Genomic DNA, 21399 nt, shown 5'->3' with positions numbered 1-21399 from the left:
ACGATATATAATATGAATAATAAAATATGAACACAAAGGATGGATCGCGATATGAAGATGGACAGAATTCTGCTCAAGATGAGCGGTGAAGCTCTTGCCGGTGATAAGAAACATGGTTTTGACGAGGAGACAGTCAGAGATGTGTCCAATCAGGTAAAGCAGATAGTAGACAAGGGAATACAGGTATGTGTAGTAATAGGAGGAGGAAACTTCTGGAGAGGAAGAACCTCAGACAACATGGACAGAGTTAAGGCGGATTCCATAGGAATGTTGGCAACTGTCATGAACTGTATCTACACAGCGGACAGCTTCAGAAGCTGCGGAATAAAGACACACATCATGACACCATTTGTATGTGGTAATATGACTGAGCTTTTTGACAAGGACAAGGCAATCGCATATATGGAGCAGGGAGATGTCGTATTTTTTGCAGGTGGAATCGGCCATCCATATTTCTCAACAGATATGGCGACAGTGCTTATGGCAATAGAGGTTCAGGCAGATGTCATTCTTTCAGGTAAGGCCATCGATGGAGTATATGACAGTGATCCTAAGACCAATCCGAACGCTAAGAAGTATGACAGCATGAAGATGAGCGATATAGTAGACAACAAGCTCGGAGTAATAGATCTTGCCTCAGCAGTTCTTGCCATGGAGAACAAGATGCCTATGATGCTGTTTGGCCTGAATGATGAGAACAGCATAGTGAAAGCCGTTACAGGCGGTTTCACCGGAACATATGTGAATGCGGAATAAAAGGGAAAATAATAAGAAAAATATATAATCCAGGAGGAATGAATCATGTTAACACAGTACGAAGAGAAGATGCAGAAGTCAGTTGAGAATCTTGAGGCTGAGTATGCTACAATCAGAGCAGGAAGAGCGAACCCTAACATCCTCAACAAGATCAAGGTTGAGTATTATGGAGTTCCAACACCTATGCAGCAGCTTGCAAATATAACTGTTCCAGAGGCCAGAACACTGGTCATCGCACCATGGGAGCCATCACTTGTCAAGGAGATAGAGAAGGCTATCATGAATTCTGATCTTGGAATCACACCTAACAACGATGGAAGAAACATCATCCTCAACTTCCCAGAGCTCACAGAGGACAGAAGAAAAGAGCTCGTCAAGGATATCAAGAAGAAGGGTGAGGGCGCAAAGGTCGCTATAAGAAATATCAGACGTGATGCCAACGATGCCATCAAGAAGATGGAGAAGAACGGAGACATAAGCGAGGACGAGCTCAAGGACAACGAGGACAAGATCCAGAAGCTCACAGATAAGTACGTTGGTCAGATCGACAAGGCTGTTGAGTCAAAATCCAAGGAGATCATGACAGTATAATAATCATGGATATGATGTATCCCTCAAATGGAATGCGGAGAGAATATGAAGAGAGAAATTAACGGAGAATTACTTAATGTGCCGGAGCACGTGGCTGTGATCATGGATGGAAATGGCAGATGGGCAAAGAAGAGATTTCTTCCCAGAAACTATGGACACGCAGAGGGTGCGAAGGCTCTAGAGGCTATATGTGAAAATTGCGATAAGCTTGGAATAAAGTATCTTACAGTGTATGCTTTTTCCACGGAGAACTGGAAGAGGTCTGTTGAGGAAGTCACAGGTATCATGAATCTTTTCAGAAAGTACCTGGTTGACAGTATAGAGAGATCTAACAACTCCAACATGAAGGTTAACCTCATAGGTAAGCGAGAGGGCCTCCCGGAGGATATAGTTCAGAAGATGGATGAGCTGGAGAGGGAGACTGCGGGGAATACAGGACTTCAGTTCCATATAGCGATAAACTACGGTGGACGTGATGAGATTGTCAGGGCGGTGAAGAAGATCATGAAGGATGCCGATGCGGGAAAGATCAGTGCGGATGACATTGACGAGAGCCTGTTTGCGGAATATCTCGACACAAAGGGTGTGCCTGATCCTGATCTGCTAATAAGGACAAGCGGTGAGGAGAGAACATCCAACTTCCTCCCATGGCAGCTTGCATATTCTGAGTTTTATTTCACAGATACACTGTGGCCTGATTTTGACATGGATTCTCTGATAGAAGCCGTGAGGTACTACAATAAGAGAGAGAGAAGATTCGGAGATGCAAAATAGTTATCCGGAGGATATTAGTTAATGAAACAGAGAGTGATAAGTGGTGCGGTTCTGGTAGTGATACTGGCCATCACATTATATTTTGGAGGGATAGTAACATGCGGCCTTATGGCTCTGGTATCCCTTGTGGGCAATATGGAGCTGCTCAGAGTATACGGAGTGAACAAGAAGACTCCGGGAATCGTGTGTTACCTGGCGACAGTTCTGTATTATATAGCCATATACCTGGATCGTATGGACATTATTGTTCCTATGATGGTCGTATATTTATTGGTTATGCTTGCTGTGTATGTGCTGACATTCCCAACATACAGCGATAAACAGATCATGGCGGCATTTATGGATTTCTTCTATGTAAGTGTCATGCTGTCATTTGTATATCTCATAAGAAACATGGAGCATGGACTGGTACTTGTCCTGCTGATATTTGTCAGCTCATGGATAAATGATACATGTGCTTACTTCGTGGGAAGAGCCCTCGGAAAGCACAAGATGGCACCTGTGCTCAGCCCTAAGAAGAGCATAGAGGGTCTTATCGGCGGTATCGTTGGAGCAGGTGTATTCGGAGCAGTGTTTGGCATACTGTTTGATAAGTATGTAGACACCATGAACTATGCGCCATTACTTTTTGCAGTTGTCGGCGCTGTCGGTGCACTTCCGGCGGTTATTGGAGATCTGGCAGCATCTGCGATAAAGAGAAATAACGACATCAAGGACTACGGAAAGCTGATTCCGGGTCACGGAGGAATATTGGACAGATTTGACAGCATAATATTTACAGCACCGATAATTTATTATCTGCTTGTATATCTGCTGTAGGATACATGATGGGCAGTGCCCAGTGGGTTCACTGGATACTGCCTATTATATTCGGATAGATGATCCGGTAAATCCGGATACAGGAGGATAACATGAAGAATGTAGCGATAATTGGCTCTACAGGTTCAATTGGAACACAGACCCTTGAGATAGTTAGGGTTCAGGAAGATCTGAATATAGTGGCGCTTGCCGCCGGAAGTAATATAGATCTCCTGGAAAAACAGGCGAGGGAGTTTTCGCCTGAGGTTGTGGGAATATGGAGCGAAGAGAATGCTGCGAGACTCAGAGAGTGCCTTGCGGACACTGACATAAGAGTTGTTGCGGGCATGGACGGATTGATAGAGATAGCAGAGCTTTCGTCATCAGACATCCTTGTCACGGCAATAGTTGGTATGATCGGAATAAGACCGACTATAGCAGCCATAAATGCGGGAAAGGACATAGCACTTGCCAATAAAGAGACTCTGGTGACAGCGGGACATATCATCATGCCGCTGGCGGCGGAGAAGAATGTAGCGATACTGCCTGTTGACAGCGAACATTCCGCTATATTCCAGTCCCTTCAGGGAAATGTGCACGGCGATGTGGAGAAGATACTGCTCACAGCGTCAGGTGGGCCTTTCAGGGGAAAGGATACCGCATTTCTTGAGAATGTTCAGGTGGAGGATGCGCTCAAGCATCCAAACTGGAGTATGGGAAGAAAGATAACAATAGATTCAGCAACCATGGTCAACAAGGGACTTGAGGTTATAGAGGCAAAGTGGCTCTTTGATGTGAAGCCGGAGAATATCCAGGTGGTAGTCCAGCCACAGAGCATAATCCACTCGATGGTTGAGTACAGGGATGGCGCAGTCATAGCACAGCTTGGAACTCCGGACATGAAGCTTCCGATACAGTACGCTTTGTGTTATCCGGAGAGAAGATACATGGCCGGTGACAGACTGGACTTCTGGACTATGAACTCGATTCTTCTTGAGAAGCCGGACATGGATACATTTAAGGGATTAAAGTATGCGTATTCTGCCATAGCAGATGGCGGTTCAATGCCGACTGTATTCAATGCGGCAAATGAGTGCGCAGTGGCAAAATTCCTTGACAGGAAGATACGCTTCCTCGATATATACAGGATAATAGAGGAGTGTATGGCGAGTCATACAGTTATAGAAAACCCTGACGTGTCACAGATACTTGACACTGAGCGCTGGGTATATGATTTTGTAGAAAGCAGGTGGTAGATTGAACATAATTCTCATAATTCTAGTATTTGGTGTGATAATATTTTTTCATGAGCTTGGACATTTTATTGTCGCAAAGATCAATCATATATCGGTAATTGAGTTTTCCATGGGACTTGGCCCAAAGCTCTTCTCGTTTACCAAGAAGGATACACAGTATTCACTGAGACTCATACCTCTGGGCGGTTATTGTATGCTGCTAAGCGAAGGCGAGGAAGGTCATGAGGATGACGAGAACGCATTTGAGAAGAAGTCCATATGGGTGCGTATGGCGGAGGTTCTTGCCGGTCCGTTCATGAACATAGTTATAGCATTTATCTTTTCAGCGGTCATAATCCACTTCTGTGGTACAGATCCTGCGACTATCGGCAGGGTGTACGACAGCGAGATGGCGAAGGAAAGCGAGTATGCGGATGTTGTCAAGGAGTTCAATGGAGTTTATCCTGCGGAGCAGGCCGGGATAGAGGATGGAGATACCGTCCTTGAGATCGGCGGAAGCAAGATCAAGAACTTCAGGGAGCTTCAGATATATCTTGAGATATACGGGGACGGTTCTCCTATAGACCTCAAGATGCAGAAGAAGGATGGCACGGTGTACGATACGACTGTATATCCGGTGAAGACAAGTGCAGGTTATAAGGTGGGAATCGTAAGCTGCGGTTATGTCTTGCCACAGAATTTTGGCGAGCTGATGAAGTATTCTGCCTATGAGGTCAGATACTGGGTCAAGGCCACGTTCCTGAGCCTTAAGCTCATAGTCACCAGACAGGTCAGCTCAGATGAGGTGTCCGGCCCTGTGGGTGTGGCAAAGTCCATGAACGATACGTTCAATGAGGCTGCAAAGGTCGATGTCCTTACGGTTCTCCTCAACTGGATGAACTATATAGTGCTTCTCTCGGCCAACCTTGGAATCATGAATATGCTTCCGATACCGGGACTTGACGGAGGACGTTTCCTGTTCCTGCTGATCGAGCTTATAACCAGGAGGAAGGTTCCGAAGGACAAGGAAAACATAGTCACATTTGTGGGATTTGTGCTGGTCATGATCCTCATGGTCGTAATATTGTTCAATGATATAAAGAATGTATTTTTCAGTTAAAGGCAATTAAAGAAGGAGGAAAGGCGCCAGTGCTTATGTACTGGCGCTGTGAGTATATATGAAGACAAGAGAGATCCATATAGGTGACAGGGTTATAGGCGGAGGCAATCCGATACTTATACAGTCCATGACCAACACAAAGACGAGCGATGTGGAGGCTACGGTTGCACAGATACTCCAGCTTGAGAAGGCCGGATGTGACATAATCAGATGTACGATAAACGATGAGGCTGCAGCAGATGCAATCCCGGCTATAAAGAAACAGATCCACATTCCGCTTGTGGGCGACATACATTTTGACTACAGGCTTGCCATAAAGGCCATAGAAAATGGTGTGGACAAGATCAGGATAAATCCGGGAAATATTGGAGGACAGGAGAAGCTGGCAAAGGTAGTCGAGGCTGCCAGAAAGAGAAATATTCCTATAAGGGTCGGTGTAAACAGTGGTTCTCTGGAGAAGAATCTCGTGGAGAAGTACGGCGGAGTGACCGCAGAGGGAATAGTTGAGAGCGCTCTTGACAAGGTGCGCATGATCGAGGAGCTTGACTATCACAACATAGTCATAAGCATCAAGTCGTCTGATGTTATGATGTGCGTGAGAGCCCATGAGCTCATCGCGGACAAGACAGATTACCCTCTGCATGTGGGAATCACGGAGTCAGGAACCGTCACAAGAGGAAATATCAAATCATCGGTGGGACTTGGAATCATACTCCATGAGGGAATAGGCGATACGATAAGAGTGTCCCTGACAGGAGATCCGGTGGATGAGATCCTGTCGGCAAAGCTTATTCTCAAGGCTCTTGGACTCAGAAAGGGTGGAGTAGAGCTTGTGTCATGTCCGACCTGTGGACGTACTGAGATTGACCTTATCGGACTTGCAAACAAGGTTGAAAAGCTTGTGTCAGACTATGACCATCTCAATATTAAAGTCGCAGTTATGGGGTGTGTGGTGAACGGCCCGGGAGAGGCCAAGGAGGCAGATCTTGGTATTGCAGGAGGCAAGGGCTGCGGACTGCTCATCAAAAAGGGTGAGATAGTTGGCAAACTCAGTGAGGATGAATTTATACCGGCGCTGAAGCGCGAGTTAGATAATTGGAGTGAATAGGATTGAACAACGAAGATCGTATTTTGGAACAAGAGAATATAGATCAGATGTATGCCGATGAGATGCAGACTCAGATGGATTATGAAGCCCAGATGGCTGAACAGGAGATGTATGAGAGCCAGATGTATGCTGATATGCAGCAGGAGAGCGCATCGTACACCCAGGCGGATGTTCACGACTCGGACTGGCATATCGCAGATGATATGGAGGAGGATGCCGAGGACGAAGACGTGGTCAGTGATGGCACTGGTGGCGATATGGTCGAGGGGGGCGAGGCTGATGCTGATACACCGGAAGGCTCAGTGAGTGGAAATGAGAGTAATGATGACTCTGCAACGGCGGTTTCAGATGCCGGAAATGGGCAGGCGGAGCTCTTCATGACGGTGTTCCCCGGAGTGGAGATGACTAAGGAGCTTGCAGGTCTGTTCACCGAGGTGTATGTGACAAAAGTCACGATATATGACAGTAAAAATATCCTGCAGGTTGACATAAGATCGAGACATATAATAAGCAGACCGAATATAGAAAAGGCGGAGGAGTGTATCCGTAAGTTTGTATTTGGCAATAAAAGGTATACGGTCCAGATACGGGAACACTATACACTTTCTACACAGTACAATCTCGAAGCAATAGTCAAAGCATATCAGGACAGCATACTCTACGATATAAGATCATTCAGCAATGTGGGCTACAGGCTTATATCCAGATCGATAGGAGAACTGTACTGTGACGGAGACGCGATAACCATAGCTATAGAGGACAGTAAGATAGCGCATATACACGCTGAGAAAATAAAGGCGTATATGGAGAAGATGTTCCAGGAGAGATTTGACCTGAATGTCAATGTTGCATTTGAGTACAGTGAGGCGGACAAGGAGAAGCTGAGGAGAGCCAGTGCACTTGTTGAGCAGCAGAAGATAGATGCCATATTGAACAACCTCAGGGATCATGGCGACATCATCGTGGATGGAAAGGCCGTGGACAAGGATAAGCTCGGAGTGTCGAAGAAGGAAGATAAGAAGAGCGAGGGACACAAGCCTGATGAGAAGAAGGCTGCTCCTGCATCCTCCGGCGGCGATTCAGGCCAGAAAAATGGCGGTGAAAAGGAGAAGTTCGGAAGAAGGCGAAGATATTCAGATGATCCAGAGGTGTTCATAGGAAGAGATGTGGAGGGCAAGCTGCTTGAGATATCCAGCATCAACGATGGTATCGGAGAGGTCGTCATCCACGGACAGATCATGAGCACTGAGGAGAGAGAGCTCCGAAATGGCAAGATCATACTGACGGGATATATAACAGATTTCACAGACACCATAGGCTTCAAGATGTTCTGCAGTCCTGAGGATATGGAGGTCTACCGCGAGGAGATACAGAAGGGTAAGTTCTATAGGATGAAGGGCCTTGCCGAGTTCGACTCGTATGCCAAGGAGGTTATGATATGCCGAGTGCTCGGTATGAAGCACATTCAGGACTTCCGTGTACCTCGTATGGATACATATCCTGAGAAGCGTGTCGAGCTTCACATGCATACCAAGATGAGCGAGATGGACAGCGTGGTCGATATAGAGACCATCGTGAAGCGTGCCAGCGACTGGGGACACCCTGCCATAGCGATCACGGATCACGGTGTTGTTCAGGCTTTCCCTATAGCAAACCATACAAAGGGACTCAGAAAAGATTTCAAGATCATATATGGTGTCGAGGGTTACTTTGTCGATGACCTGAAGGATCTGGTCAAGAACTCAAGGAATCAGAGCCTTGATTCGGAATACGTGGTATTTGATATAGAGACAACGGGACTTTCCAAGAAGCACAACAAGATCATAGAGATCGGTGCGGTCAAGGTGAAGGACGGAGAGGTCGTAGATACATTCTCGGAATTTATAAATCCGGGTGTGCCTATCCCATACCAGATAGAACAGCTTACATCCATCAATGATGATATGGTAAAGGATGCGCCGATGTTCGATGTGATCGTGCCGAGATTTGTGGAGTTCTGCGGTGACGATATCGTGGTTGCCCACAATGCGTCATTTGATACGGGATTTGTGAGAATGAATGCGGAGGAGCTTGGACTTAAGTTCGACAACACGGTTCTGGATACCATGACGCTCAGCCATATACTGCTGCCGGAGCTCGGAAAATTTACTCTGGACAGAGTGTGTAAGGAACTCAAAGTCGTGAATGCGCATCACCACAGAGCCATAGACGATGCGGAGGCCACGGCGAAAGTATTCTTCAAGCTGCTCGACATGCTGAAGGAGAGAGATGTTAAGACCATGGATGATCTAAATGTCCTTGGAAGCACCTCACCTGATGCGATCAAGAAGGATAAGACATATCACGGAATCATCCTGGCAAAGAACGAGATAGGAAGAGTCAATTTGTACAGGCTCATATCTGAGTCTCATCTGACATATTTTGCGCGAAGGCCGCGTATGCCGATGAGTCTCATCAACAAATACAGAGAGGGTCTGATAATAGGCTCTGCCTGTGAGGCGGGAGAGCTGTTCCGTGCCATAGTTGATGATGCGTCGGATGAGGAGATAGTGAGACTGGTCAACTGGTTTGACTACCTTGAGATACAGCCGCTTGGCAACAATGAATTCATGACGAGGGATACAAGGAATCCAAAGACCATGGACGATCTGATCGGATACAACAAGAGGATCGTGGAGCTCGGAGAGATGTTCAACAAGCCAGTGGTCGCAACCTGTGATGTGCATTTCCTTGATCCTGAGGATTATATATACAGGGCGATCATCATGAAGAGCAAGGGCTTTGACGATGCTGATATGCAGCCACCGCTGTATTTCCGTACCACGGAGGAGATGCTGGCAGAGTTCCAGTATCTTGGAAGTGACAAGGCCAAGGAGGTCGTCATCACAAACACGAATATGATAGCGGACATGATAGAGAGGATAGAGCCGGTCAGACCGGACAAGGCGCCTCCTATCATCGAGAATTCGGATCAGACACTTACGGATATATGTTATACCAAGGCACATGAGATATATGGCCCAGACCTGCCACCTCAGGTTCAGGAGAGACTTGACAGGGAGCTGCACTCCATCATTTCAAATGGATTTGCGGTTATGTACATCATCGCACAGAAGCTTGTGTGGGATTCCAATGACCACGGATATCTGGTTGGTTCCCGAGGTTCGGTTGGATCTTCATTTGTCGCAACAATGGCCGGTATCACGGAGGTAAATCCGCTGTCGGCTCACTATATCTGTCCGAAATGCCACTTTGTGGATTTTGATTCAGAGCTTGTAAAGTCGTATTCGGGAATGAGCGGATGTGATATGCCGGACAGAGACTGTCCGAATTGTGGAACACCGCTTATAAAGGAAGGACACGATATACCATTCGAGACATTCCTTGGATTCAACGGAGACAAGGAGCCTGATATCGATCTGAACTTCTCGGGTGAGTATCAGTCGAAGGCACATGCATACACCGAGGTACTCTTCGGCAAGGGCAAGGCATTCAAGGCGGGAACCGTAGGTGGTGTTGCGGAAAAGACAGCATTTGGTTATGTGTATAATTACTTCAAGGATCACTCCAAAGAGGAGCTTATGGCGGAGGCCAAGGCATCCGGAATGGATGAGAAATCCGCGAAGAAGTACGCTGAGGAGAATGCAACAGTCACAAAGAGAAGGTGTGAGATGGAGCGTCTGGCCCTGGGATGTACCGGTGTCAGGAGAACCACGGGGCAGCATCCGGGTGGTATGATAGTTCTTCCGAGACATGAGGAGATATATTCATTTACACCTATACAGCACCCGGCAAATGATGTGACGTCGGATATTATCACATCGCACTTTGAGTACCATTCAATCGATCATAACCTGCTGAAGCTTGATATTCTCGGCCATGATGATCCTACCATGATAAGACGTCTGGAGGATCTGACGGGACTTGACGCCACGAAGATAAGGCTTGATGACAAGGATGTCATGGAACTGTTCCACAGCACAAAGTCGCTGGGGATCACTCCGGAGGACATCAACGGAATACCGCTTGGAAGTCTGGGTGTGCCGGAGTTCGGAACGGACTTTGCTATGCAGATGCTTATAGATGCCAAGCCGACATGTTTCTCAGATCTTGTGCGAATAGCGGGTCTGGCGCATGGAACCGATGTATGGCTGGGCAATGCGCAGGAGCTCATCAAGTCGGGCAAGTGTACCATATCGACAGCCATTTGTTGTCGTGACGATATTATGGTTTATCTGATACACATGGGACTTGATGCCGGACTTGCCTTCAACATCATGGAGAAGGTTCGTAAGGGAATAGTTGCCAAGGGCAAATGTGACAAATGGGATGACTGGAAGGCGGAGATGGCTGCCCACGGAGTACCGGACTGGTACGTATGGTCATGCCAGAAGATTAAGTACATGTTCCCAAAGGCCCATGCGGCGGCTTATGTCATGATGGCGTGGAGAATTGCCTGGTTCAAGGTCAATTATCCGCTTGAATACTATACAGCATTCTTCAGTATCAGAGCTGATGATTTCAGCTACGAGATGATGTGCTTTGGCAAGGAGAGAGTTCTCTTCCATATCAATGAGATAAGCAAGGTGGACAAGAACAAGAGATCAGCCAAGGACGAGGGCAAGCTCAAGGATCTGAAGATAGTTCTCGAGATGTACGCAAGAGGCTACGACTTTGTTCCAATAGATATATATAAGGCAAAGGCTGACAGGTTCCAGATAATAGACGGCAAGATCATGCCATCCTTCGCATCCATAGAAGGAATGGGAGAGAAGGCTGCACAGCAGCTCTACGATGCCGCCCAGAAAGGACCGTTCCTCTCCAAAGAGGAGATAAATGAGCGTGCCAAGATTGGCAAGGGAACCATCGAGAAGATGAGTGAGCTGGGCATCCTGGACGGAATGCCGGAGACAAATCAGCTTTCGCTGTTTGACTTTATGTAGGCTGGCGGAACAAATTAAGTCAATAATCTGAAAAAAGTTTGCAATTTTATAAAAAAAGTGCTTGCATTCTGCTTTCGTTTCTGTTATATTAAACAGGTCGCAAGCGAAGCGGCAGGATACAAGCACTTATGGTTCGTTGGTCAAGCGGCTAAGACGTCGCCCTCTCACGGCGAAAACAGGGGTTCGATTCCCCTACGAACTGCTAGAATCGAAAGATTCAATAATTAAATAACAAGACTTATGGTTCGTTGGTCAAGCGGCTAAGACGTCGCCCTCTCACGGCGAAAACAGGGGTTCGATTCCCCTACGAACTGCTAAAAGCTGAAATCATTAAGATTTCAGCTTTTTTGTGTTTTCATGCCATAGTGTGTGAAGCGGTGCTACACATTCTCCGCAATCTTCGTAACTCCCACATATATCTGTGAAATTTTATACCACGTTTTATAGTCGGTGACTCCGGTAACCGGAAGATTGAATATCTGCTGGAACTTTCTCACAGCATCAGCGGTTTCCTGACCATATACGCCGTCGACGGTTACGGTACCGATGGCGGGATAGTTGAGTGCGATCCTGGCGAGCTGCCTCTGGAGCTGGGAGACCTTGTCGCCGCTTGAGCCGATGGTCAGCTCGTAGCCCGGATATGATGAAGGTATACCGGATATGGTCTCCGAGGTGTTGATGTATATTGTATCCCCGTAATAGTATCTGAGAATCTGGATGGCGGTGAGACCGTCGTCTGCCAGGGATTTTGACCCCCACTGGGTCATCCAGCCCGGACAGGATACACGTTTGCCATCGCAATATTGGGTGAATAGTGGCTGTGTAACGTTGGGCTTTGAGAGATAGTTGGCGAACATCTCATCGACGATCTGGGAGACATTTTCAAATATGGTTGCATTGTAGACCCACTTCTGGTCGAACGCGGTATTGCTCGTGATAGTAAAGTCGTATCCTTTTCCCCTGTACCACTCGGTATAGACCCTATTAAGGGTAAATGACTGTATCGCCAGTACATTTGCACGGATGGCTGCATCAGGCCAGGTGGAATATATCTCGTTGCAGGCAACATTCTTTATGTAATCCTTATATGGAACATAGTAGTCCCTGGCGGTGGAGTCCGCCGGGGCGCCGTCATGGACAACTATGGTCTCAGGTACAACGACGCGGCTCAACACTATGCCGCCTGATGGATTCACCGGTTTTATCATGTCCTCGGCGATCTTGGGTGGATACTGCTCCCAGAGGGTGTGGGCGTCGAGAACGGTAGGGTTCGTATCGCTTCCATCGGATGGCGTCAGCTCTATGTTCTGGATCCCGTTCTCACCGGAGAATATCTGAACCCCGGAGATGAAGCGCTCGTTGTATCCGGGAGCGTTCACAAGCACGTTGTATTCCGAGTATGGCTGGTTGTCGCCAGGCTCCAGACTGTAGGCGACATCGGGGGCGGGAAGCTCTTCGTCGATGACGATACCATTTTCATCGGTGACAAATTCCTCTGAGGTGGAATCGGGTATTCCCGTAGGGCTTATGTATACGGAAGCACCCTCGACGGGAAAGAAATTGTTGTTCGTTATCTGAATTTTTAGTGAACCAACGTTATTTGTAATTGCCATTTCTTAATTCCTCATTTATAATTTGCTGTGAAAGTTTTTTAAGCAGCTTTCACAGTAAGTATATGACTAGATTTATAGAATATTCGGAGGAGATAAGATATGGCATACTTTCCAATGTACATCGATCTTGAGGGCAAGAAAGTAATAGTTGTAGGTGGAGGTAAGGCAGCACTTAGAAAGATCAATTCGCTGCTGTATTTCGGAGCGAAGATAGCGGTCATTGCGCCGAAGGTGTGCGATGATATAAAAGCGATAAAGGGAATAAATGTACATGAGAGCAACGTGGCACTTGACATACTGCAGAATGCAGACATTGTTGTGGCGGCAACCAGGCGCCCGGAGATCAATGCCAAGATAGGTACATATTGTAATGACAGGGGCATCATGGTAAATGTGGCTGATAACAAGGAGCTCAGCAGCTTCCTGTTTCCAGGCGTTATCGTCCGCGGAGATCTTGTGGTGGGAGTCACAACAGGCGGCAACAGCCAGGCGGTATCCAAGCAGATCAGGAATATGATAGACAGGATGCTTCCAGAGGAGTACGAGACGCTCACAAGAAAGATGGGAGCGTACACAGAGCTTGCAAATGTCAACATCAAGAGCACGGCACTTAGGGAGGAAGCACTGGATGAACTCGTCAAGGTTGCACTGTCCAACAAATGCGTTCTTGACGACAAGAAGGCGAACAAGGTGCTTGACAAATATTACCGTGAGGACGCAGCCAGAAGAAACGCATAAATATTTGTTAATATTTGTACTTGAATTATTTGATAATTATGATACAATAAGTGAGATTGTTATAGATTACAGCATGAGAGTGGGCCTTGGCCCACTCTCAATTGTTGTGGGGATAATATTTTACAGAAAGGTGGTCGTATTTACGAAGAGAGCGGATATTGAAGCAAAGACGGAGGCACTTGTGATGCCGATCATTGAGGCGAACAATCTGGAGCTTGTTGATGTGGAGTACGTCAAGGAAGGCAGTGATTATTACCTCAGAGTGTATGCGGACAAGGAAGGTGGCATCACGATCGGTGATTGCGAGATAGTGAACAGAGCACTTGGAGACCTGCTTGACCAGGATGATTATATAGGAGATGCCTATATACTGGAGGTCAGCTCACCGGGGCTTACGAGACCACTGAAGAAAGAGAAGGATTTCAAGAGAAGCATAGGTAAGGTCGTGGAGATCAAGACATTTGCCAAGGTGAATGGTGCAAAGGAATTCGAGGGTGTGCTCAAGGCATATGATGAGAATACAGTCACCATTGAGCTTGAGGATGAGACAGAGATAACGATAACGAGAAAAGATATTTCCATGATACGATTAGCATTTATATATTAGGAGGATAAAAAGGTGTCAGAGATCATTGAAGCATTGAATCAGCTTGAGAAGGAGAGAAACATTAGCAAGGATGTTCTGCTTGAGGCTATAGAGAGATCACTCAAGACAGCCTGCAAGAAGGATTTCAATACAGACGAGAACATTACAGTTTCACTGGACAGAGAGACTGGTGAGTGCCATGTATATGCAGCCAAAGAGGTTGTTGAGGAAGTTGAGAATCCTGCATGCCAGATAACACTGGAGCAGGCCAAGATGATAAGCAGCAAGTACGAGATAGGTGATACAGTAAATATAGAGATCACAACTAAGAACTTTGGAAGAATAGCAGCCCAGCGTGCGAGAAATGTCATCGTTCAGGCTATCAATGAGAATGAGAGAGCAGCTATATACGATCACTTCCATATGAAGGAGAAGGATATCGTAACAGGAATCGTTCAGAGACAGGTTGGAGACAGCGTGAATGTGAGCCTTGATGACAAGACAGAGGCACTCTTAAAGCCGTCAGAGATGATCGAGGGAGAGAGCTACGAGAGAGGCGACAGAATAAAGCTTTATATCACAGAGGTCAAGAAGACAAACAGAGGACCAAGGATCACTGTATCAAGAACTCATCCAGAGCTCGTCAAGAGACTTTTTGAGAAGGAAGTAACAGAGATCGCAGACGGAACAGTTGAGATCAAGAGCTTCTGCAGAGAGGCAGGATCAAGATCTAAGATCGCAGTATGGTCAAACGATGAGAACGTCGATGCAGTTGGAGCATGCGTAGGAATCAATGGTGACAGAGTAAATGCTGTCGTTGCAGATCTGAACGGTGAAAAGATCGACATCATTCCTTGGAGTGAGAACCCTGCTGAGTTTATTTACAATGCGCTCAGTCCTTCAGATGTTGAGGACGTATCAGTTGATCTTGATGAGAAGACAGCATTTGTCGTAGTACCTGATACACAGCTTTCACTTGCAATCGGTAAGAAGGGTCAGAATGCCCGCCTTGCAGCCAAGCTGACAGGATACAAGATCGATATTAAGAGCCATTCAAAGGCCGAGGAGATGGGTTACTTTGATGAGCAGCCAGAGGATGAGAACTTTGATCCTTATAACGAAGATGAATATTATGATGAAGTAAGCGAAGATAAAGATGCCGATGCTGCTTCATTTGACATAGATGAAACAGTAGACACAAACGACGAAGAGTAATCATTTGCATTGATGTAGTGGCACATGATAGAGAATAGGGAGTGATGAGATGGCAAAGAAGGTACCTCTGAGGCAATGCCTTGGATGCCGTGAGATGATGCCGAAGAGTGAGCTGATAAGGATAGTCCGAAGCAATGACGGGCAGTTCGCAGTTGATGCAACCGGCAAGCTCAACGGAAGAGGCGCTTATATATGCAAGAAATCCGAGTGCCTTAAGAAGGCGGTTGGAAGCAAAGCACTTGAGAAGGCTTTCAAGGTCAGCATACCTGCTGAGGTGTATGAACAATTAGACAAGGAGCTGCGTGACATTGAAGAATAACAAGATCTACTCGTTAATTTCTCTGTGTGCCAGAGCCAGAAGGCTGTGCAGTGGCAATTTCTCAGTAGAGAAAGCAGTTAAGAATCAGAGCGCGTACGTGGTCATTGTGGCAAAGGACGCTTCTGACAATACGAAGAAACTTTTCGACCAGAAATGTAATTATTATGGGATTCCTTATTATGAGTACGGGACAAAGGATGAGCTTGGCAAGTACAGTGGCAATGAGATGAGAACATCCATTGCGATACTTGACGAGGGATTCGGAAATCAGATCATAAAGTACATGAATGTAAATGAAAACATGGAGGTGTAACATTTGGCTAAAATCAGAGTACACGAATTATCAAAACAGTTAAACATTTCAAATAAAGATATCATAGATACACTTGGCGCAAAGGGAATAGAGATCAAGAGTCATATGTCCAATCTGGACGATTCGATGGTTGGAATAATTAAAGCTAAGTTTGGAGCAAAGACTGCGCCAAAGGCCGAGGCTCCAAAGGCTGAGACCCCAAAGCCTGCAGCACCAAAGCAGGAGGCTCCAAAGGCAGCGCCTAAGACAGAGCAGCCAAAGCCTGAGACAGCAAAGCCTGCTGCAGCGCCAAAGGCGGACGCGCAGAAGCAGAATCCTTCAAGGAATGACAATTCAGCAGCCAGACAGGGTTCTGGCAATCATGTAAGATTTGCCAGGGAGGACAGAAACGGCGGCAAGATGAATAACAACGGTAACAGAGTCAGATTTAACAACGACAGACAGGGCGGTTCAGACAGAGCCAGATTCAGCAACGACAGGAACCAGGGCGACAGAAATCAGGGTGACAGACCAAGATTCGGCAGAGATGGCCAGGGCGACAGAAATCAGAGTGACAGACCAAGAGTAGGCAGAGACGGTCAGGGCGACAGACCAAGGTTTAACAGAGATGGTGACAGAAACCAGGGTGACAGACCAAGATTTAACAGAGACGGCCAGAATGACAGACCAAGGTTTAACAGAGATGGTGATAGAAACCAGGGTGACAGACCAAGATTTAACAGGGACGGCCAGGGTGACAGACCAAGGTTTAACAGAGACGGAGACAGAAACCAGGGTGGCGGACGCTTCGGCAATGGCGATAGAAACCAGGGCGGAAGAGGCTTTAACAGAGATGGTGGCAACCGTTTCAGCAACCGTATCAATATGCCATTTGGCAAGGATGACGAGGATGACAGCCCAGCTCAGAAGAGAGCACCATTCAAGAGAGACCGCAAGGACTTCGATGCGAAGGAGATGCCGGGTAAGGATTTAAAGAGCCAGAACAGAGATAACTACAACAGAGATAAGAACAAGCCACGTAAGGGCAACAGAAGATCACCTGAGGAGGTCGAGGCTGATATCAGCAGACTTGCGAAGAATGTGAAGAACAAGCCACAGAAGAAGCAGCAGGCACCACAGGAGGATCCGGATGCAATCAGAACCATCACACTTCCTGAGGTTGTAACACTCAAGGAGCTGGCTGATGCGGTAAAGACTCCTGTAACAGCACTTATCAAGAAGCTGTTCCTCGCAGGTAAGATGGTCAATGTGAACTCAGAGCTTCCATTTGACGAGGCTTCAGAGATCGCACTTGAGTACAACTGCATAGCTGAGGAAGAGGAGAAAGTTGATGTGATCGAGGAGCTCCTTAAGGAGGATGAAGAGGACGAGAAGGATATGGTTTCAAGACCTCCTGTAGTCTGCGTTATGGGTCATGTTGATCATGGTAAGACATCACTTCTGGATGCCATCAGACAGACAAAGGTAACATCAGGTGAGGCTGGTGGAATCACACAGGCCATCGGTGCATCAGTTGTCGATGTAAATGGCCAGACTATAACATTCCTTGATACTCCTGGACATGAGGCGTTCACAGCAATGCGTATGCGTGGTGCACAGAGTACAGATATCGCTATCCTTGTTGTAGCTGCCGATGATGGAGTAATGCCACAGACTATCGAGGCTATCAACCATGCAAAGGCTGCTGGGATTGAGATCATAGTAGCGATCAACAAGATCGATAAGGAAAGTGCCAATATAGAGAGAGTTAAGCAGGAGCTTACAGAGTATGAGCTTATCCCAGAGGATTGGGGTGGTTCAACAATATTCTGTCCTGTATCTGCACATACTAAGGAAGGTATTGACAATCTCCTTGAGATGATCCTCCTCACAGCGGATGTGCTTGAACTTAAGGCAAATCCTAACAGAAAGGCAAGAGGTATCGTCATCGAGGCTGAGCTTGACAAGGGACGTGGACCTGTTGCGACAATGCTTGTACAGAAGGGAACACTCCATGTTGGAGATTACATCGCTGTCGGAGCGTCACATGGTAAGGTACGTGCCATGACCAACTCAAGAGGTGAGAGAGTTACAGAGGCTCTTCCATCAACACCTGTACAGATCCAGGGTCTCAACACAGTTCCTGATGCAGGCGAGATATTCATGGCAGTTGACAATGAGAAGGAAGCAAGAACCATATCAGAGACATATATCTCGCAGGGTAAGGAGAAGCTTCTTGCAGATACAAAGCAGAGAATGTCACTTGACGATCTGTACAGCCAGATCCAGGCCGGCAACCTCAAGGAGCTCAAGATCATCATCAAGGCAGATGTACAGGGTTCAGTTGAGGCCGTTAAGCAGAGTCTCTTAAAACTCTCAAATGACGAGGTCGTTATCAAGTGCATACATGCAGGTGTAGGTGCTATCAACGAGTCAGATATAATTCTTGCATCAGCATCAAATGCCATCGTAATCGGTTTCAATATCAGACCGGATGCGAGAGCAAAGGATATGGCTGACAGCGAGGGGGTAGATGTTCGTCTGTACAGAGTCATTTACAATGCAATAGAGGATATTGATTCAGCAATGAAGGGTATGCTTGATCCTATATATGAGGAGAAGGTCATCGGACACGCAGAGATCAGACAGACATACAAGGCTTCTGGTATCGGTGTCATTGCCGGTTCATATGTTCTCGACGGAACAATCAACAGAAACTGCAGCGTAAGGATTACCAGAGAGGGCAATCTTATATTTGAAGGAAAGCTTGCTTCACTCAAGAGATTCAAGGATGATGTCAAGGAAGTTAAGTCCGGCTTTGAGTGTGGTATGGTATTCGAGAACTTCCAGGACGTTGCAGAGGAAGATCAGATAGAGGCATACGAGATGGTAGAGGTGCCTAGAAAGTAGTAATAGATATGAGAAAAAACAGTGTAAAGAATAACAGGATCAACGGTGAGGTCCAGAGAGAACTCAGCAGGATCATCAGCCGTGAGATCAAGGATCCAAGAATATCACCTATGACTTCGGTCGTTGATGTGGTTGTCACACCTGATCTCAAGTTCTGTAAGGCATATATCAGTGTCCTGGGTGACAAGGATGCTGTTGATTCCACATTTGCAGGGTTGAACAGCGCAATGGGATATATCAGAAGAGAGCTTGCTCATTCTGTAAATCTGCGCAATACACCGGAGATAACATTTATCATGGACCAGTCCATAGAGTATGGTGTCAGTATGTCCCACAAGATAGATGAGGCTCTCGGAAAGCATGGCGATGCTGATGAGAGTACAGATGAAAACTCAGAGAGTGAAGATGAGTTTGAAGAGTAGGATATAATATGAGAATTTAAAAGGAGGTATATCATGAACGATCTTATAAGGGAGATAGAGAACGCAGACAGCATAGCCATAACAGGACATATCAATCCTGATGGTGACTGTATAGGTTCAACACTTGGAATGTATAACTATATTACAAGCAATTACCCTGACAAGAGGGTTCAGGTATATCTTCAGGAATTCCCGGATGTATTCATGTTCCTGAATGGTGCATCTACTGTAAAGCATGAGGCAGATGACGAGACCTATGATCTGTTTATGTCGCTTGACTGCGGAGATATGGACAGATTCACACCATTTGTCAGATATTATGAGACTGCGAAGAGAACTCTTTGCATAGACCACCATGTGTCTAACAAAGGCTTTGGTGATGTGTGCTATGTGGAAAGTGATGCATGCTCCGCTGCGGAGGCTATATTCAAGCTCCTGGATGAGAAAAAGATCAACCAGCAGTGCGCAGAGTGTCTGTATACCGGTATAGTCCACGACACAGGAGTGTTTAAGCACAGCAATACCACCAGAGAGTCCATGACCATAGCGGGAATCCTGATAGAGAAGGGAGCGAGACCAAGCTTTGTCATAGATGAGACATTTTACAAGAAGACGCTCACACAGAATAAGCTTCTGGGCTATGCGCTTCTCAACATGAAGCAGTTTGCAGATGGAAAGATAACCCATACACTTCTGACAAAGGAGGACTTCGACAGATTTGGTGCCAGCAAGATGGATACGGATGGAATAGTGGATCAGCTCAGACTGACATCAGGTACTGAGGTTGCTTTCTTCATGTATCAGGCTGGTGAGGATAATTACAAGATATCCCTCAGGGCAAATGATATCGTGAACGTGAGTGAGATCGCGTGCAGCCACGGCGGTGGCGGCCATGTGAAGGCTGCGGGATGCAATATGTCAGGTGATCCGGAAAAGATAGTTGCGGAGATAGTTGCGGATATAGAGAAACAGCTTGGCTGATAAATTGCAGAAAAGATGTGATCTGGAACAGGTACTGATACAGCGGACTGATGTAAAAGACTTTGGATTGGATTTGAAATAGTTATGATAGATGGATTTATCAATATATATAAGGAGCAGGGGTTCACGTCATTTGATGTGGTGGCAAAGCTCCGTGGTATATTAAAACAGAAAAAGATAGGTCATACCGGAACTCTCGATCCCATGGCGGAGGGAGTTCTTCTTGTGTGTCTGGGAAGTGCTACGAAGATGTGCGATCTGCTCACTGAGAAGAACAAGACATACACATGTTCCATGCTTCTCGGAAAGACTAGCGACACCGAAGACGTGACAGGAGTCATGACAGACGTGACAGATGTATATCCTGATGAGAAGACAGTCAGGGCTGCGGTGATGAGTTTTGTAGGCGATTACATGCAGATCCCGCCTATGTATTCAGCCATCAAGGTAAATGGTAAGAAGCTCTATGAGCTGGCGAGAGCCGGACAGGTTATAGAGAGAGAGCCGAGACTGGTCACGATACATGGTATCACCATACAGTCGGTAGAACTTCCGAGGGTGACATTCGATGTGAGCTGTTCCAAGGGAACATATATCAGAAGCCTGTGCAGGGATATAGGAGAGAAGCTTGGCTGCGGTGCGGTGATGGAGAAGCTTGTCAGAACCGAGGTGAAGGGCTTTACTATAGAAGAAAGTCTGACGCTTGATGAGGTGGAGAAGGCAAGGGATGACGGGACACTCATGCAGCATGTGCTCACAACAGACAAGCTTATGCCGGATATTCCAGAACTCCATATATCAGCAAAGGGTGAGAAACTTCTTGCAAATGGAAATAAGCTCAGTGCGGATGCATTTGCCGAGAATAAGATACACAGGGATACCTATGTCAAGGTGTTCGATGAGAATGGAAGATTTGCGGCACTGTATGAATACAGCGATGAGAAGAGGCAGTATGTGCCGTTCAAGATGTTTCCGGTGAGCAATTAAGGACAGACAGT

The 21399-nt window shown here is 46.6% G+C and carries 18 protein-coding genes and 2 tRNA genes; 19 read left to right on the top strand and 1 reads right to left on the bottom strand.

Going from position 1 to position 21399, the window contains the following annotated elements; genetic code table 11:
- Positions 1-57: 57 nt before the first annotated feature.
- The 10 genes from pyrH (at position 58) to DWW60_RS02050 (ending at position 11639) form a co-directional block, all read left to right on the top strand.
- The gene (gene pyrH / locus DWW60_RS02095) at positions 58-756 is read left to right on the top strand and encodes a UMP kinase (RefSeq protein ID WP_055145001.1); all 699 of its coding nucleotides are present in this window, start codon (positions 58-60) and stop codon (positions 754-756) included.
- A 45-nt stretch (positions 757-801) separates the two neighbouring features.
- Positions 802-1347, top strand: coding sequence for a ribosome recycling factor (gene frr / locus DWW60_RS02090; RefSeq protein ID WP_015534829.1), 546 nt, complete (start codon positions 802-804; stop codon positions 1345-1347).
- A gap of 45 nt (positions 1348-1392) precedes the next feature.
- Positions 1393-2121, top strand: a complete 729-nt coding sequence (locus DWW60_RS02085) for an isoprenyl transferase (RefSeq protein WP_055224115.1) — start codon at positions 1393-1395, stop codon at positions 2119-2121.
- Between the two features lie 21 nt (positions 2122-2142).
- Positions 2143-2940: a phosphatidate cytidylyltransferase gene (locus DWW60_RS02080; RefSeq protein WP_055224113.1), complete on the top strand. Its 798-nt coding sequence runs from the start codon at positions 2143-2145 to the stop codon at positions 2938-2940.
- A gap of 92 nt (positions 2941-3032) precedes the next feature.
- Positions 3033-4175 (top strand): 1-deoxy-D-xylulose-5-phosphate reductoisomerase, encoded by a 1143-nt coding sequence (dxr, locus tag DWW60_RS02075; RefSeq protein WP_117874267.1) that lies wholly within the window; start codon positions 3033-3035, stop codon positions 4173-4175.
- Between the two features lies 1 nt (position 4176).
- Entirely contained in the window at positions 4177-5274 is a 1098-nt protein-coding gene (locus DWW60_RS02070) for a M50 family metallopeptidase (protein ID WP_117874266.1), read from the top strand.
- 58 nt (positions 5275-5332) lie between these two features.
- Positions 5333-6382, top strand: coding sequence for a flavodoxin-dependent (E)-4-hydroxy-3-methylbut-2-enyl-diphosphate synthase (gene ispG, locus DWW60_RS02065; RefSeq protein ID WP_022216771.1), 1050 nt, complete (start codon positions 5333-5335; stop codon positions 6380-6382).
- A gap of 47 nt (positions 6383-6429) precedes the next feature.
- Positions 6430-11325, top strand: coding sequence for a PolC-type DNA polymerase III (locus tag DWW60_RS02060; protein WP_117874265.1), 4896 nt, complete (start codon positions 6430-6432; stop codon positions 11323-11325).
- A gap of 130 nt (positions 11326-11455) precedes the next feature.
- Positions 11456-11527, top strand: a tRNA-Glu gene (locus tag DWW60_RS02055).
- A 40-nt stretch (positions 11528-11567) separates the two neighbouring features.
- Positions 11568-11639, top strand: a tRNA-Glu gene (locus DWW60_RS02050).
- Between the two features lie 66 nt (positions 11640-11705).
- Here the strand turns inward: DWW60_RS02050 and DWW60_RS02045 are convergent.
- The gene (locus DWW60_RS02045) at positions 11706-12938 is read right to left on the bottom strand and encodes a peptidoglycan-binding domain-containing protein (protein ID WP_117874264.1); all 1233 of its coding nucleotides are present in this window, start codon (positions 12936-12938) and stop codon (positions 11706-11708) included.
- A 99-nt stretch (positions 12939-13037) separates the two neighbouring features.
- Here DWW60_RS02045 and DWW60_RS02040 point away from each other — a divergent pair, with 99 nt between their 5' ends.
- The 9 genes from DWW60_RS02040 (at position 13038) to truB (ending at position 21388) form a co-directional block, all read left to right on the top strand.
- A complete protein-coding gene (locus tag DWW60_RS02040; protein WP_055280010.1) occupies positions 13038-13676 on the top strand; it encodes a precorrin-2 dehydrogenase/sirohydrochlorin ferrochelatase family protein in 639 nt (212 codons plus the stop codon).
- Positions 13677-13860: 184 nt separating this feature from the next.
- On the top strand, positions 13861-14283 hold the full coding sequence (rimP, locus tag DWW60_RS02035) for a ribosome maturation factor RimP (protein ID WP_055144996.1): 423 nt from the start codon (positions 13861-13863) through the stop codon (positions 14281-14283).
- Between the two features lie 12 nt (positions 14284-14295).
- Positions 14296-15477: a transcription termination factor NusA gene (gene nusA / locus DWW60_RS02030; RefSeq protein WP_055144675.1), complete on the top strand. Its 1182-nt coding sequence runs from the start codon at positions 14296-14298 to the stop codon at positions 15475-15477.
- 49 nt (positions 15478-15526) lie between these two features.
- The gene (rnpM, locus tag DWW60_RS02025) at positions 15527-15796 is read left to right on the top strand and encodes an RNase P modulator RnpM (RefSeq protein ID WP_055144672.1); all 270 of its coding nucleotides are present in this window, start codon (positions 15527-15529) and stop codon (positions 15794-15796) included.
- Positions 15780-16109 (top strand): L7Ae/L30e/S12e/Gadd45 family ribosomal protein, encoded by a 330-nt coding sequence (locus tag DWW60_RS02020; protein ID WP_082418050.1) that lies wholly within the window; start codon positions 15780-15782, stop codon positions 16107-16109. The genes rnpM and DWW60_RS02020 overlap by 17 nt, the downstream gene beginning before the upstream one ends.
- 3 nt (positions 16110-16112) lie before the next feature.
- On the top strand, positions 16113-18998 hold the full coding sequence (gene infB / locus DWW60_RS02015) for a translation initiation factor IF-2 (protein WP_055144669.1): 2886 nt from the start codon (positions 16113-16115) through the stop codon (positions 18996-18998).
- 8 nt (positions 18999-19006) lie between these two features.
- On the top strand, positions 19007-19420 hold the full coding sequence (rbfA, locus tag DWW60_RS02010; RefSeq protein ID WP_117874263.1) for a 30S ribosome-binding factor RbfA: 414 nt from the start codon (positions 19007-19009) through the stop codon (positions 19418-19420).
- Positions 19421-19453: 33 nt separating this feature from the next.
- On the top strand, positions 19454-20401 hold the full coding sequence (locus DWW60_RS02005; RefSeq protein WP_015534839.1) for a DHH family phosphoesterase: 948 nt from the start codon (positions 19454-19456) through the stop codon (positions 20399-20401).
- Between the two features lie 84 nt (positions 20402-20485).
- A complete protein-coding gene (truB, locus tag DWW60_RS02000; RefSeq protein ID WP_055144666.1) occupies positions 20486-21388 on the top strand; it encodes a tRNA pseudouridine(55) synthase TruB in 903 nt (300 codons plus the stop codon).
- Positions 21389-21399 lie beyond the last annotated feature (11 nt).

Origin of the sequence: Coprococcus sp. AF16-22 (genome assembly GCF_003461545.1) — a bacterium.
GTDB lineage: Bacteria > Bacillota > Clostridia > Lachnospirales > Lachnospiraceae > Coprococcus > Coprococcus aceti.
Note: the sequence above shows the minus strand (reverse complement) of the source record. Positions and strands in the feature narration are given on the sequence as shown.

Bases quoted from the DNA above. Each gene is read 5' to 3' on its own strand.
- pyrH (WP_055145001.1), top strand. From the start codon at position 58: ATGGACAGAATTCTGCTCAAGATGAGCGGTGAAGCTCTTGCCGGTGAT.
- frr (WP_015534829.1), top strand. From the start codon at position 802: ATGTTAACACAGTACGAAGAGAAGATGCAGAAGTCAGTTGAGAATCTT.
- DWW60_RS02085 (WP_055224115.1), top strand. From the start codon at position 1,393: ATGAAGAGAGAAATTAACGGAGAATTACTTAATGTGCCGGAGCACGTG.
- DWW60_RS02080 (WP_055224113.1), top strand. From the start codon at position 2,143: ATGAAACAGAGAGTGATAAGTGGTGCGGTTCTGGTAGTGATACTGGCC.
- dxr (WP_117874267.1), top strand. From the start codon at position 3,033: ATGAAGAATGTAGCGATAATTGGCTCTACAGGTTCAATTGGAACACAG.
- ispG (WP_022216771.1), top strand. From the start codon at position 5,333: ATGAAGACAAGAGAGATCCATATAGGTGACAGGGTTATAGGCGGAGGC.
- DWW60_RS02060 (WP_117874265.1), top strand. From the start codon at position 6,430: ATGTATGCCGATGAGATGCAGACTCAGATGGATTATGAAGCCCAGATG.
- DWW60_RS02045 (WP_117874264.1), bottom strand. From the start codon at position 12,938: ATGGCAATTACAAATAACGTTGGTTCACTAAAAATTCAGATAACGAAC.
- DWW60_RS02040 (WP_055280010.1), top strand. From the start codon at position 13,038: ATGGCATACTTTCCAATGTACATCGATCTTGAGGGCAAGAAAGTAATA.
- rimP (WP_055144996.1), top strand. From the start codon at position 13,861: ATGCCGATCATTGAGGCGAACAATCTGGAGCTTGTTGATGTGGAGTAC.
- rnpM (WP_055144672.1), top strand. From the start codon at position 15,527: ATGGCAAAGAAGGTACCTCTGAGGCAATGCCTTGGATGCCGTGAGATG.
- rbfA (WP_117874263.1), top strand. From the start codon at position 19,007: ATGAGAAAAAACAGTGTAAAGAATAACAGGATCAACGGTGAGGTCCAG.
- DWW60_RS02005 (WP_015534839.1), top strand. From the start codon at position 19,454: ATGAACGATCTTATAAGGGAGATAGAGAACGCAGACAGCATAGCCATA.
- truB (WP_055144666.1), top strand. From the start codon at position 20,486: ATGATAGATGGATTTATCAATATATATAAGGAGCAGGGGTTCACGTCA.